11 protein-coding genes are annotated in these 13,157 nt (G+C 64.3%); 3 read left to right on the top strand and 8 right to left on the bottom strand.

Annotated elements, in window-relative coordinates; genetic code table 11:
- Nucleotides 1-125 precede the first annotated feature (125 nt).
- Nucleotides 126-2,258, bottom strand: a complete 2,133-nt coding sequence (locus MTR66_RS05150; protein ID WP_243918979.1) for a transglycosylase domain-containing protein — start codon at nt 2,256-2,258, stop codon at nt 126-128.
- 81 nt (nt 2,259-2,339) lie between these two features.
- On the opposite strand from MTR66_RS05150, the gene MTR66_RS05145 reads away from it, so the two are divergent.
- Entirely contained in the window at nt 2,340-2,642 is a 303-nt protein-coding gene (locus tag MTR66_RS05145) for a hypothetical protein (RefSeq protein WP_327194483.1), read from the top strand.
- A gap of 12 nt (nt 2,643-2,654) precedes the next feature.
- Here the strand turns inward: MTR66_RS05145 and MTR66_RS05140 are convergent, their stop codons facing one another.
- The 4 genes from MTR66_RS05140 to MTR66_RS05125 form a co-directional block, all read right to left on the bottom strand.
- Nucleotides 2,655-4,040, bottom strand: coding sequence for a sensor histidine kinase (locus tag MTR66_RS05140; RefSeq protein ID WP_243918975.1), 1,386 nt, complete (start codon nt 4,038-4,040; stop codon nt 2,655-2,657).
- A complete protein-coding gene (locus MTR66_RS05135) occupies nt 4,040-4,993 on the bottom strand; it encodes a hypothetical protein (protein WP_243918454.1) in 954 nt (317 codons plus the stop codon). Before MTR66_RS05135 ends, MTR66_RS05140 begins: the two co-directional genes overlap by 1 nt.
- Before the next feature lie 50 nt (nt 4,994-5,043).
- Nucleotides 5,044-6,222 (bottom strand): hypothetical protein, encoded by a 1,179-nt coding sequence (locus MTR66_RS05130; RefSeq protein ID WP_243918453.1) that lies wholly within the window; start codon nt 6,220-6,222, stop codon nt 5,044-5,046.
- A 90-nt stretch (nt 6,223-6,312) separates the two neighbouring features.
- Nucleotides 6,313-6,615 (bottom strand): Hpt domain-containing protein, encoded by a 303-nt coding sequence (locus tag MTR66_RS05125; RefSeq protein WP_243918452.1) that lies wholly within the window; start codon nt 6,613-6,615, stop codon nt 6,313-6,315.
- Nucleotides 6,616-6,684: 69 nt separating this feature from the next.
- Here MTR66_RS05125 and MTR66_RS05120 point away from each other — a divergent pair, with 69 nt between their 5' ends.
- Both MTR66_RS05120 and MTR66_RS05115 read left to right on the top strand, forming a co-directional pair.
- On the top strand, nt 6,685-9,408 hold the full coding sequence (locus MTR66_RS05120) for a coiled-coil domain-containing protein (RefSeq protein WP_243918451.1): 2,724 nt from the start codon (nt 6,685-6,687) through the stop codon (nt 9,406-9,408).
- A 27-nt stretch (nt 9,409-9,435) separates the two neighbouring features.
- Nucleotides 9,436-10,152, top strand: coding sequence for a CPBP family intramembrane glutamic endopeptidase, BDIM_20840 family (locus tag MTR66_RS05115; protein WP_243918450.1), 717 nt, complete (start codon nt 9,436-9,438; stop codon nt 10,150-10,152).
- Between the two features lie 292 nt (nt 10,153-10,444).
- Here the strand turns inward: MTR66_RS05115 and MTR66_RS05110 are convergent, their stop codons facing one another.
- The 3 genes from MTR66_RS05110 to MTR66_RS05100 are packed head-to-tail and all read right to left on the bottom strand — an operon-like array spanning nt 10,445 to nt 13,145.
- Nucleotides 10,445-10,732 (bottom strand): DUF1467 family protein, encoded by a 288-nt coding sequence (locus tag MTR66_RS05110; RefSeq protein ID WP_243918973.1) that lies wholly within the window; start codon nt 10,730-10,732, stop codon nt 10,445-10,447.
- Between the two features lie 11 nt (nt 10,733-10,743).
- Nucleotides 10,744-12,369 (bottom strand): ribonuclease J, encoded by a 1,626-nt coding sequence (locus MTR66_RS05105; protein ID WP_243918449.1) that lies wholly within the window; start codon nt 12,367-12,369, stop codon nt 10,744-10,746.
- Nucleotides 12,366-13,145, bottom strand: coding sequence for a type III pantothenate kinase (locus tag MTR66_RS05100; RefSeq protein ID WP_243918447.1), 780 nt, complete (start codon nt 13,143-13,145; stop codon nt 12,366-12,368). Before MTR66_RS05100 ends, MTR66_RS05105 begins: the two co-directional genes overlap by 4 nt.
- Nucleotides 13,146-13,157: the final 12 nt, after the last annotated feature.

The raw sequence follows: 13,157 nt of genomic DNA, 5'->3' as shown, positions 1-13,157 counted from the left end.
AGAGTCATCAGCATCGGCTTTCCATGCTGTGTCCATCGAGTCGACGCCCGATGGTAGACCCTCAGGCCGGGAAGAACATCAACAGTTTCGCAATGTCATGCTTCTTCGCGGCATAAGTCTTGCTCCTAGGGGCCTGTATTCTGAGCCTCTTCCGCCGCCTTGCGTTTCGCCTCGGCCGCCTCGTCCAGCGCGCGCTGCACTTCGCTGCGGGCCTTGCCGAGATCGCCGGAGACTGTGCCGCCATCGATCCTGAGGCCGCCGTTATCGATGTGCAGGTCAATCGGATTGCCATCGATCTGGCCCCTGATGATCGCCTCGCCATTCTCGAAGCGCAAATTACCGACATCGCCAAGCGGGATTTCGCCAAGATCGGGAAGGTCGAGCGGCTGCACGGGACCGGCGGGATCGGGACGCGGCGCAGGCTCGGGCGCGGTTTTTTCACCCAGCGCCTGCTTCATGAAATCGCGCCAGATGCGGGCCGGAACAGTCCCGCCCGAAACGCCTTTCAGCGGCGAATTGTCATCGTTTCCGACCCACACGCCCACGACCAGACCGCCCGCATATCCCACGAAAAGCGCATCCCGGTTTTGCTGGCTGGTGCCGGTCTTGCCATAGTTGGGGGCTTGCAGCATCGCGGCGCGGCCGGTGCCCCGGTTCACCGCCGCGCGGAGCATTTTCTCGATATCGGCGTGCACATCCTTTGAAAGGCTGTGCTTGCGCCCCAGCAGTCCGTCGAACCATCCCTCCTCTTCCGCCGGGAATGCCGTCGGCTTCACGGGAAAGCGGTTTCCGGCCACCCCGGCATAGGCGGCGGTCAGGTCCAGAAGATTCATCGTGGCCGTGCCCAGGGCAATGCTGGGATCGCCTTCGGGCAGCGGCGATGTCACTCCCAGCGAACGCGCCATGCGGATCACGGCAGCATCGCCTGCCTTGTTGAGCAGCCGGACCGCAGCGACATTACTGGAATGCGCAAAGGCATCCTCCAGCGTGATCGTCTGCGAATAGTGGCCGCCTGCATTCTCCGGCCGGTAACTGCCAGCCGTGAACGGCGTGTTCGCGATCGTATCGGATGGCTTCATGCCTTCGCTCAGCGCCGCCAGATAGACGAACAGCTTGAACGTCGATCCCGGCTGGCGCTGGGCCTGCGTGGCCCGGTTAAACGGAGACTGGGCATAGTCCTTGCCGCCCACCATCGCCACGACTTCTCCGTTCGGGTGCATCGCCACCAGCGCCACTTGCGCCTTGCCCAGTCCGGCACGGGCAATGGCCCGGCGCGCATAGCCCTGCAGGCGGGCGTCCAGTGTCGTCGTATAGGTTTCCTTCGCGTAGCTATCCTGATCGAGCGCGCGGGCCTGCGGCAAGGCCCAGTCGGCGAAGTACGTGCCCGTCGGCAGGTCCGCCTTCGTGCGCACATCCAGACGCGGCGCACGCACGGCTTTTGCCTGTTCCTGCGTCAGATAGCCCGCTTCGGCCATGGCATGAAGAACAACGCGCATGCGCTGTTCGGCGCGCTCGTAGTGGCGGCTCGGCGCGAGCCTGGAAGGTGCCTTCATCAGCCCTGCCAGCATCGCACTCTGGCCCAGTGTCAGCTTCTCCGGCTGGCGGTGGAAATAGTGCAGCGAGGCGGCCCGAAGGCCATAGGCATTGTCTCCAAAATAGGCATTGGAGAGATAGCGCTGCAGAATCTGGTCCTTGGTCAGCCAGGCTTCCAGCCAGAAAGCGATCAGCATCTCCCGTGCCTTGCGCCCCAGCGTGCGGTCGGAATTCAGGAAAGTGAACTTGGCAAGCTGCTGCGTGATCGTGCTGCCGCCTTCGGTGCGGCCCGTCGTCATGTTGGTCCACAAGGCGCGGGCCAGACCACGCGGGTCTATGCCCCAGTGACTGTAGAAGCGGCGGTCCTCGATCGCGAGGAAGGCCTGGGGCACATGTTGGGGAAGCTTCGCAATCTCGACAGGGGCTTCCACCATGGCCCCGTTGCGCGCGATGGGCGTGCCGTCGGCTGCCAGCAGCGTGATCTGGGGCGGCGAGATCGGCTGAAGAGACTTCGACAGCGGCGCCGTCACGGCCAGCCAGCCCACAATCAGGAAGAAGCCCAGCAGCATCGCGGCCAGAATACGCACGGCATACCAGCGCCGCGTATGGCGCCGCATATGGCGCCGCTTCGGCCCTTCTTCGGATTCTGACGCGATCCCGCCGTCTGGCAGATCGAAATCCATCCCGTCATCGTCAAACGGGGGAACCCTGCGCAAGTCATCCATTTTCAAAGTCAGGCCAGATGCTTCCCATACGGCGCACCAATAGCACCGGATCGCCGCGCTACGAACCTTTCTTACACAGCAATGGAAGCACTGGACATTCGGCCGGATACGGCCACAATCTTGCCGTATCGGGGCTGCATCGTTTCAGCCTTCTGGGCGGGAAGCGACAACATCATGCTGTTTTTGAGGATCATTGCCTTCGTTTTCGGCGTGCTCGCCGTTGCCATGGGTGCGCTGTGGGTCTGCCAGGGCACAGGCGTGCTGATGTGGCCGGCGGAAAGCTTCATGCTGGCGGACAGGACCTGGGCCATACGCGGCGCGGTGCTGGCGGCGGTCGGCTTTATCCTGCTCTGGCTCCTCTGGCGCGGCAACGGGCGCCGCTGAATCAGGGCTCCATCAGGCCTGCGGGTCCGAGGGCACGTCCAGCATGAAACGGGCGCCCTGCCCCGGCGCGCTGTCCACCGAAAGCTCGCCCCCCATGGCCTTTGCCAGGCTGCGCGAGATGTAGAGCCCAAGCCCGGTGCCGCCATCGCCGCTGCGCCCCAGCCGCTCGTACTTTTCGAACATGCAGGCCTGCTGCTCCTCGGAAACACCCGGCCCCTGGTCGGCCACGATTACCCGGGCGCGCTCGCCCATGTCCTCCAGCCGGATCCAGATGTGCGAATTCTCGGGCGAATAGCGGATTGCATTGCCGATGAGATTGAGCAGCACCTGCAAGACCCGGCGGAACTCGGCAATTGCGCGAAGCTGATCGGACGGGTGCGGCGCCTCGATGACGATGCCTTTCTCACGCGCCCGCACGCCCAGAATTCCCGCTGCCTGCCGCGCGACTTCGGACAAGTCGATACGGTCAGGCGCCGTGCTGAACCCTTCGGACTCAACCACTTCGAGATCCGCCATGTCATCGAGCAGTTCGAGCAACAGCTTGCCCGCGCTGGCAATTTCCCCGGCATATTCCGAATAGGCGTCGGGCAGCGGCCCGGCGAGCCGGGTGCGGATCGTCTCGGCATTGGCGATGATCCGCGAGATCGGCTGCTTGAGCACCGGCGCGATATCCTGGCCGACAAGGCTCCGGCGCGCAGGCACGAGCGGAACCGTCGGCACCGTGGGGACAACAGCCCCCTCGATCACGGCCTCGTCAGAGAGCAGCAGCAGTTCGAAACCGGCAGGATCAAACCCTGGCTGCATATGCGGGATGAGCGCAACTTGCCAGGCGCGTTCCGTGCCCGGCACCGCCACGCGCGCGCCATCGAGCAGGCGCCAGTGCAACGGCTGCTGGTGGGCGAAATCCTCCAGCGGCAGGAAATCGGTCCAGGGCCGTCCGATCCCCGCTTCCATCGCCGCCGTCACTTCGGCCAGATCCGGGCTGTCGGACACGACCGTCAGCACCCGCTGCCCGGCATCGAGCTGGGCGGAAAGCTCGGCGAGATGGCGTGCCGTCAGCGTGCGGCGCCCTTCGGCCGCCGCGCTGTCTTCCACCGGAACCGGCGTTGCATGCCAACTGCGCAGACGGATGACACACCCTTGCCCTTCCCCCTGCGGATCGACTTCGGCCCAGGCCGTTACCGTTTCCAGCCCGTCATGCGCACTGACGGCACGGGCAACGCGAAAGCCATAGCGCCGCGCCTTGCGGACCAGTTCGAGCAGTTCGGGAATCGCGATCGTACCGGGCAGCTCCCCGCCGCAGCGCAACTGCAGCCCGGACAGCGGCTCATCCGCACGCAGCAGCCGGTCCTCGGCATCACTTTCCGCGCGGGCCAGAACGGTTCCCTCTTCGGCCATCATCCCGGATAGCGCCCCGATGAGAGAACCGATGCCGCCAGATCGGGACTGACGCGATCGAAACCGGGCGGCAATGTCACGTCCGGATGCAGCGCCAGGAACTGTTCCTCAACGGCGGAAGGTTCCAGCCCCGCCGCGCGCAGCGCCAGAGCCAGCCGCGCGACTTGCGCCTTGTGTGTGGCAAGGACCACACCATCGCGCCCCTGCCCCGATCCGTGAGACAGCGCCGTCACGAACAGCGCCACACCGCCATGCTGCAAAGACAGGGCCGCAGCCTGCGCCTCGCCCCCCAGCTCAACAAGCAGCCGCGATGCCAGACCGAGACGGCTCGTGCTCTCGTCATATGTCTGCCGGAGCGCGGCCTCGGCCTGCGCAACCCGCTCCGCCATGCCCGGTGTGTGGACGGCGTGCGCCCGCAAGGTCAGCAGCACGGCATGGAACAGATCGCCTGGCAATTCGCGCAAGGGCAGCGTCATTCGCCGAAGCCCTTGGCACCAGCGGGCCTGCGCGGCCAGAAACGTCATGGCGAGCCGCTGCACATCCGGGTCGGCCGATGCAATCAACGCCTGCATCAGCGGCGAAACCACCGGATCGATCGCAAGGCGGCCCTGCATCTTTTCCGTCAGATGCCATTCCAGCGCGAGAGCATGAACGTGAGCCAGCAACGCGGGATTGTCCGTCAGTGCACTGGCAAGATGCTCTGCTTCGGCAGCATCTTCTGCCCGTTCGCCATCGTGCCCCGCAGCTGCCAGCAAGGCACCGGCGATATCACCCAGCATGCCGCGCACCCGCGCGAGAATCTCATCGCTGAACACGGAACTGTCCTCTGCGGCGACCAGATGGCGCAGAATGGGCAACACGGTTTCCGCCATGGCATCGCCGCGCGCGAGTTCCTCGCGCAGCACGGCCTCCACGTTTTCTCCGCTTGCCGGTTGGACAGTCCTGTCGATCATCCCACCCGTCTAATTCTCATTTGGTTAAATCCGGGTTAGGATCTGAACACCTAATTCTGCTGGCGCCCGGCCAGCAAAAGCCCGGCCACAATAAGGCCAATGGACACGACTTGCACCCCGGGCAGAAGCAAGTCCAGCGCCGATGCCACGCTCAACAACACGCCAAGCAGAAGCCGGTCTCCGATCCAGCGCGACGCCGTGCGCTTCACCACACGCGGGACAAGTCCCAGAAGCAGCATCAATATTGCCGGGACAGACAGCCATGACAGCAGAGGCTGCCCCGTAAAGCGCGGCGTATCGGCAAGGATCAAGACCGCGAACACCGTATCGGTCAACCATGCGAGCACATCGGCCCGGGGGATCGCCGGAGGTAGCAAGCCCAACGCATGCCGTTCGGCCGAACGCAGCAGGCCGCTGGCCTCCGCCAGCACCCAGGCCAGCGCAGCAAACAGAAACCCGCCGGGCACCAGCCCGAACCAGCCCAGACCGCCCGCTATCGCAAGAAGAACCACCACGCCCGCCGACAATGCATTGCTGGCATTGCCCGCGTGAAGCATCGACGAACCGAAACTGACGACGCCAAGGCGGGCCACCGCCCGGCCGGGCGACGTCGGCCCATCCGCGAAACGCAGGCGCAGCCACTCGTTTTCCAGAGCGTAGGCCTCGTTTTCGCTGCGAACCATGCGCCAGTCTGTCCCAGCGCGCGCGGCCGCTGGAACCTCGCGCATCTGCACACCCGATTGCAGGGCGATCCGGGTCATCGCGGAAACAACATCGCAATCGGCAGGCAGTTCGTGCAGCCGCTCGGCCAGCTGGCCGGGCAGGCTCATGATCCCGGCACTGGCCCGGTTGATATCGATCCGCTCATACCCTGCCGCCAGCGCCCCCTCCACGGGCTGCACCAGCACTGCCGGTCTGCGGTCTTCCAGCAGCGGCGCGGCGACCGCGGGTTCCACGAACAGCCCCTCGCTCACCACGATGAGATCGTCGGCCGCCGTCACTTGCCCGGCAAGCTGACGGGCGCCTGTCACGATGGCGAACTGCAGCCCGGCATCTTCGGCAGCATGCTGCAGCGCGATGAGTTCCGGAGAGGTTCCGCGCGCGAAACAAATCACGCGCTGGCAATCGAGCGCCAGCACCAGCCCCAACTGATGCTGTGCAAGACTGGCACCGGCCACGCGCAGGAACGCCCGCGGGGACGGCTGTCCAGCGCCGGCAGGCTCCGTCATCGCCAGCAATGCTATCCGCAAATCGTTTCTCCAGCCCCGCAAGACCCGATTTAGGGGGCCTGGCCCGAAGTGCCAAGCAGAACGGATAAATCAGCTTAGGGAAAACTCGGTGACATAGGCCTTGAGCCGCCGCACTACCGACGGATCGCCCGGCGCGGCATCCAGCGCGTCTTCGGCCAGCGCGAGCAATGCGGCGGAGTGAAAGCTGGCCGCGAGCCCTTTCAGGCGCATCGCCGCGACATGCCAGTTGCCATCGCAACGGGACCGTTCAAGCAAGTCCACCTGCCGCCCCACGCTTTCGGCATAGGCCGCGCGCAGCTCGGCATGCAGCACGGCATCGCCGCCCGCCGCAGCGGCGAGAGTTTCTTCCAGAGCACCTGCTTCGTAAGCCATTTCCCCAGGATACTGCGCAAAGCGTTAAACCGGGGTTTATTGCTGGCGGGCACGTGGTATTCTGCCTGGATGGCAGGGGAAAACAGGATCATCGCGTTCGGCGCGGGAAACGGCGAAAACTCCGCGGAGGAGCAGGACGCCACGGACACCGCCGCCGCCACGCCCGGCGCGGAAGCAGAGCCCCAGGCCATCTGGGACGATGCCTGGATCGCGGGCGAAGAAAGCGCCGAACCGTCCCGTAGCTGGATAGCTCCGGCGCTGGCCGGGCTGACGGTCGCGGGCTGGAGCGGCCTGTTCATTGCCGCTCACCTGCCCCAGTTGCAGGCAGGTCTGGCGCTGGCCGACGTGCCGGGCCTCGTCACGCAATGGTGCGTGCCTGTTCTGCTTACCGGCCTCGTCTGGCTGCTGGCGATGCGCCACAGCGCCCGTGAGGGCAAACGGTTCGGCGATGTCGCACGCCTGCTTTCCACCGAGTCCGCGCAGCTCGAACAGCGGCTGACCACGGTGAACCGCGAACTCAGCCTTGCCCGCGAATTCATCGCAGCGCAGTCGCGCGATCTGGAATCGCTCGGCCGTGTGGCGGCAGACCGCCTGTCCCAGAATGCGGGGCGTCTACAGGATCTGGTGCGCGACAATGGCGCACGGGTCGATTCGATCAGCACCGTGAGTTCCAGCGCGCTCGAAAACATGGAAAAGCTGCGCAGCCAGCTTCCGGTGATCGCCAGCTCGGCCAAGGACGTTGCCAACAATATCGGCAATGCCGGGCGCACAGCCGAGGCCCAGCTTGAAGACATGGTGCAGGGCTTCAAGCGCCTCAACGAATTCGGCTCCGCCAGCGAACGCCAGGTCGAATCGCTGCGGGCCCGCGTCAATGAGACGCTGACGGAATTCCAGCGGCAGAGCGAGCAGTTCCAGTCCATTGCTGACGAGCGCTTCTCCGCCCTCGCCGCGCAAGGCGAAGACTTCCGCACCCAGCTCGACAAGCACGAGATCGACGCCCTCGCCGCCATCCGTACCCGTGCCGCCGCCCTGACCGCGGAAATCGATGCAACCCGCGGTCAGCTCGACGATCACGAAGCCGAAAGCCTCACATCGCTGCGCGCCCGCCTCATTGCCCTGCGCGATGAAAGCGACGTGGTCTCGCGCGCCTTGCGCGATGCCGAGGAGCGGGCCGGGGAAGCCCTCAGGGACTCGCTCGAAACGCTGCGGACGGAACAGTCGGCAACGGTGGACAGGATCAACGGTCTTCAGCGCGAAACCATCGAAGCACTCAAGACCGCCCTTACGGACTTGCACGGCGAACAGACCGCCGCGACCGAAAGCATCGCCAAGGCCCAGCAGACAGCGCTGGATTCGCTTGCCGGGCGCCTTGCGACATTGGTTGCCGAAGCTGAGCGCATGGACGAAGCCCTCTCCGAGCGGGGCGAGAAGCTCGTCATCGAGGCGGAAGAGCGGCAGGCCCGCCAGGTCGAACACGAACGCCACGCCATCGCGCGTATCGAACATATGCTGGGCGATCTCGACGGCACGATTGCCGAACGCCTCGAACGCCACCGCCAGCATGCCGCCGCGCTGAGCGAGCGCGCCGAAGCGGTAACGGCGCAGCTTGACGCGTTCGAAAGCCGTCTTGGCGAAATTGCCACACAGACCGGCGATTCCGAGATGCGGCTGACCGGCAGCCTCCAGACACTGACAGACCGCCTCACCGCCGCCCGGACCACGCTGGCCGCAACCGAAACGGATGTAGAGAAGCTCACCGACGACAGCGTGCGCCTGCTCGAACTGATCCAGGCGAGCGCCAAGCAGACTCACACCGCCCTGCCCGAGGCTCTGGCGATCTCGGAAGACCGCCTGCACCGCCTCGAAGGCGGCGTTTCCGCACTTCTGGACGTGCTGCGCCAATCCGCCGAAAGCGGCGAGGAACTGGCCTCCGGCATCGAACAGTCCGGCTCCCATCTCGAAGCCCTGATGGCAAGGCTGACCGAAGCGCAGGACACTGTGAGCAGGCAAGGCGAAGACCATGCCGAGCAACTGACCCGGATGCAGGCCACTCTCACCGAGATCGACAGTGCCGCCAGCAGCAGTGCTGGCAAGGCGCGCGATGAACTCACCGCCGCGATTGGCGCCTTGCGCACGGCCCTGAATGAGGCCGTGGAAGCGATCGAAAGCGAAAGCGCAGAGCGGATCGCCGCCGTCGCGCAAAACCTGGGGGATGAGAGCGCTCAGGCCATCGAAAAGGCCATGCGCACGAAAGTCTCGGAAGTTTCCGGGCAGCTCGAACAAGCTGTGGCCCATGCCGCAGGCGTCACCCGCGAAACGACGATCCAGTTGCGCGATCAGCTCGCCAAAGTCGATGAACTGGCCGGCAATCTCGAAAGCCGGGTCTCACACGCCCGCCAGCGTGCCGAAGAGCAGGTCGACAACGACTTCTCGCGCCGCGTCGCGCTCATTACCGAATCGCTCAATTCCAACGCGATCGATATCGCGGGTGCCTTGTCCACCGATGTGGCGGACACCGCCTGGGCCGCCTATCTGCGCGGAGACCGGGGCATTTTCACCCGCCGTGCCGTCAGCCTTCTGGAAAACGGCGAGATCAAGGCGATCCAGCAGCTCTTCGAACGCGACGATACTTTCCGCGAGCATGTCAGCCGCTATATCCACGATTTCGAGGCCGTGCTGCGCCAGGTGCTTTCCACCCGCGACGGCAATGCGCTGGGTGTGACGCTGCTCTCGTCGGACATGGGCAAGCTCTATGTCGCGCTGGCTCAGGGGATCGAGCGGCTGCGTGGATGATCTGAGACCGGCCGGCAGACGGCAGGCATGAACGGACTGATTTCGCTAGGCGCTATTCTCGGTCGGTTGCTGCTGGCGGGATGTGCCGCGGGTCTGGCGGACAGAAAGCACTTCGCGCCGCGCTGGCTGATTGCCGCGATGTTGCTTGTTGCCATCAACGACGCTCTGCTGACCGGCTTCTACGGAACCTTGCCGCAAGTGGCGCCGCAATTGCAGTGGAACTGGCAAGGCAAAGTGCTGGCCATGGCCGCCACATTTGCAATTGCCCTGCTGCCCGCTTTCCAATGGCGCAATGCAGGGCTGACACTCAAGCACAACCCGGGCAGCCTCAGGTCCGCAATTCCGGTTCTGGCGCTCTATGGGCTATTCTTTCTGGCCATCTCTCTCGCCTTCCCGAGCGGCCCCGCAACGGGCGAAGACGTGGCGTTCCAGCTGACAATGCCGGGCTTCGAGGAGGAACCGTTCTACCGCGGGCTGTTGCTGCTCGCGCTGGACCGGGCCTTCACGGCACGAGTGCAGTTCCTGGGGATAGACTGGGGCTGGGGCGCGATCTTTTCCTGCGCCCTGTTCGGCCTTGCCCATGCCTTCAGCTATTCCGGCGGCCACTTCACGTTCGACCCGCTGTACATGGCCTTGACGGCGCTTCCCGCATTGATTGCCGTGTGGCTGCGCGTGCGCACCGGCAGCGTGCTGCTGCCGGTCATCATGCACAATTTCGGGAACGCTATCCCTCTGCTGGTCTGAGACCCTCGCCGGATAGCGTTCTGCCGCTAGGCTCAGGACCTATTAATCGCGCCATCGAGGTTTGAGGCAAAATGGCTCAGGGCCAGGAAAGAAGGCGCAGGAATATGTCGATATTTCAAGGCTTCTTGACGCAGCCATGGGCCATTTTGGTCAAATCCCTTCGGGACGCCCACATGGCTTCCATATCGAACCAAAGCGCCCTTGGAAAGGCAACCAGCCTTCCCGGCGGGCCCTTTGGCTCGATATGTTCGCCATTTGGGCGCCTCGATGGCGGGATTAATAGCTCCTGAGCCTAGTAGCCCAGATCCTTCACCGGCGGATCGCCGAAGAAATTGAGATCGGCCAGCGTGATCCATCCGTTCACGTAGTTTTCGTAGTAGAGCACGAACAGCACCGCTGCGAGCAGCGTAGCGCGCAACACGATCACGCGCGGGCGGAAGTTCACCGGCGCACTATCGGCATGGCCCGCGCCGACCTCGTCCCCCGATTCATCGGGGGTGCGCAGGCCAATGGGCATGACGAGGAAAGCGCTCAGAATCCACAGCAGACCATAGATCGCCAGGATCGAGAACCATTGCATCTGCATCGCGCTCAATCCTCCAGCAGTAGAACCTGCACTTGCGGCTTCTTGCCGGACCAGCGCGTGGCGGCGCGGCGGGCGGCAAGGCGGGCGGCCTCGACACGGGCGTCCCGGTCCGCCTTCTTCGCGCGGCCCAGCGCCTCCGCAACGTCCCGGCGGGCTTCCTCGATGAACTCGTCGTAGTCCTCGTCCAGCGGGAGGCCCATGGCCGCGATCTCGACATGCCCCTTGCGGTCCGCCGCTACCGAAACGACGCCGTTGTAGGCAATGCGGCGGCGCATCACCATCGCCTCGCCATCGGCGGGAGAGATGATGTCGCCATCGAGCACGAGCCGCCCGGCGCGCACTTCGCCGAATTTGCCGGGATGATCGGGAGCCAGGCGCACAAGGTCGCCGTTCTTCTGGAACACTGCCTTGGGAATGCCGCAGGACAGCCCAAAGCGGACCTGCTCCTTCATGTGACGCACTTCCCCGTGCACCGGCATCAGGATCTGCGGCCGCAGCCATCCATAGAGCGCTTCGAGTTCCGGGCGCCCGGGGTGGCCGGAAACGTGGATCATGCTCTGGCGGTCGGTCACGATCTCCACCCCGGCTTCGGAAAGCCGGTTCTGGATGCGGCCGATGGGAATTTCGTTGCCGGGGATCTGGCGGCTGGAGAACAGCACGACATCGCCCTTTTCCAGCTTGATCGGGTGGCTGCCTTCGGAAATGCGTCCCAGCGCCGCCCGGGGCTCGCCCTGCCCCCCGGTGGCGATGATCAAAACTTCCTCGCGCGGAAGATCCATCGCTTCTTCAGGATCGATCAGTTCCGGCAGGTTCTTGAGATACCCGCAGGCCTGCCCGGACCGGATTATGCGATCCAGCGAACGGCCTGCCACGCAAAGCCTGCGCCGGGTCTTGCGTGCCACATCGCCCAGCGTTTGCAACCGCGCCACGTTGGAGGCAAAAGTCGTGACCAGCACACGCTTGCCCTTGTGCCGCTTCACTTCCTTCAGCAGACCTTCGTAGACCTCGCCTTCGGAGCCCGAAGCCTTGTCGTTGAAGACATTGGTGGAATCGCAGACCAGCGCCAGCACGCCCTCGTCGCCGATGGCGGTCAGTTCCTCGGCGGTCGCCGGGGTGCCGATTTGTGGCGCATCGTCCAGCTTCCAGTCACCGGTGTGAAAGATGCGGCCATAAGGCGTTTCGATCACCAGCGCATTGCCCTCAGCAATCGAGTGCGCCAGCGGAACGTAACGCACACCAAAGGGACCGATCTGGAACTGTTCGAGATCCTCGATCACGATCAGTTCCACCTCGTCCAGAATGCCCGCCTCTTCCAGCTTGGCCGCAACCAGCTTGGCCGTGAATGGCGTGGCATAGAGCGGAACGTCCAGTTCCTCGGCGAAATAGGGCACCGCGCCGATATGATCCTCGTGCGCATGGGTCAGCACGATGCCGAGCAGGTTCTCCCGCTCGTTCTCGATGAATTCCAGATCGGCGAAGACGAGATCGACGCCGGGATATTCGTTCATGCCGAAGGTCATGCCCAGATCGACCATCAGCCACTTGCCCTGGCAACCGTAGAGATTGACGTTCATGCCAATCTCGCCCGACCCGCCAAGGGCGCAAAAAACCAGTTCGTTACCCGGAATCACTTCAATGCTGCCCTTTCGGCAAGAATAGCGAGGCCATCGATGGTGAGATCGGCATCGACGGCGTCGAACATGTCGGTCGCCTCGTCGAACAGTACGGCGAGCCCGCCGGTGGCGATGACTTTGGCCGGGCGGCCGATCTCGGCGCGGATGCGGGCGATCAGGCCCTCCATCATCGCCACATAGCCCCAGAATACGCCGATCAGCATCTGATCCTCGGTGTTGCGGCCGACAACGCTTTTGCTTTCCGGCACTTCGATGGCGATGCGCGGAAGCTTGGCAGTGTTGCCCACCAGCGCATCGAGCGAGAGGTTGATGCCCGGCGCAATGATGCCGCCCTTGTAGGCGCCATGGAAATCGATCACGTCGAACGTGGTGGCGGTGCCGAAATCCACGACGATCAGGTCGCCTTCATGCTTGGCATGAGCGGCAATGGCATTGACCGCGCGGTCCGCCCCCAGCGAGCGCGGCTCATCCACGTCGATGTCGATCGCATAGTCCGCCTTGCCTTGCCCTGCAATCATCGGCTCGACATTGAAATAGTGGCGGCACAGGATTTCCAGATTGTGCAGCGCGCGCGGCACAACCGTGGAGATGATAATCCGGCTGATCTGGCTCGCTTCGATGCCACGGATCGACAGCAGCTGCATCAGCCACACGGCATATTCGTCACCGGTGCGGCGCGGATCGGTGGCGATACGCCAGCGGCCCCTGACCGTGCGGCCTTCCAGCAGCGCGAAAACGACATTGGTATTGCCGGCATCAATAGCGAGCAGCATGGGTTTTGACTT

Origin of the sequence: Novosphingobium beihaiense (assembly GCF_022832375.1) — a bacterium.
GTDB classification, from domain to species: Bacteria; Pseudomonadota; Alphaproteobacteria; order Sphingomonadales; family Sphingomonadaceae; genus Novosphingobium; species Novosphingobium beihaiensis.
This window is presented reverse-complemented; position numbering and strand designations above follow the sequence as displayed.

What these genes read in the sequence shown, in the direction of transcription:
- MTR66_RS05115 (WP_243918450.1), top strand. Translation starts at nt 9,436, where the DNA reads ATGAACGGACTGATTTCGCTAGGCGCTATTCTCGGTCGGTTGCTGCTG.
- MTR66_RS05140 (WP_243918975.1), bottom strand. Translation starts at nt 4,040, where the DNA reads ATGGCCGAAGAGGGAACCGTTCTGGCCCGCGCGGAAAGTGATGCCGAG.
- MTR66_RS05130 (WP_243918453.1), bottom strand. Translation starts at nt 6,222, where the DNA reads ATGACGGAGCCTGCCGGCGCTGGACAGCCGTCCCCGCGGGCGTTCCTG.
- MTR66_RS05100 (WP_243918447.1), bottom strand. Translation starts at nt 13,145, where the DNA reads ATGCTGCTCGCTATTGATGCCGGCAATACCAATGTCGTTTTCGCGCTG.
- MTR66_RS05125 (WP_243918452.1), bottom strand. Translation starts at nt 6,615, where the DNA reads ATGGCTTACGAAGCAGGTGCTCTGGAAGAAACTCTCGCCGCTGCGGCG.
- MTR66_RS05120 (WP_243918451.1), top strand. Translation starts at nt 6,685, where the DNA reads ATGGCAGGGGAAAACAGGATCATCGCGTTCGGCGCGGGAAACGGCGAA.
- MTR66_RS05135 (WP_243918454.1), bottom strand. Translation starts at nt 4,993, where the DNA reads ATGATCGACAGGACTGTCCAACCGGCAAGCGGAGAAAACGTGGAGGCC.
- MTR66_RS05145 (WP_327194483.1), top strand. Translation starts at nt 2,340, where the DNA reads ATGGAAGCACTGGACATTCGGCCGGATACGGCCACAATCTTGCCGTAT.
- MTR66_RS05150 (WP_243918979.1), bottom strand. Translation starts at nt 2,258, where the DNA reads ATGGATGACTTGCGCAGGGTTCCCCCGTTTGACGATGACGGGATGGAT.
- MTR66_RS05110 (WP_243918973.1), bottom strand. Translation starts at nt 10,732, where the DNA reads ATGCAATGGTTCTCGATCCTGGCGATCTATGGTCTGCTGTGGATTCTG.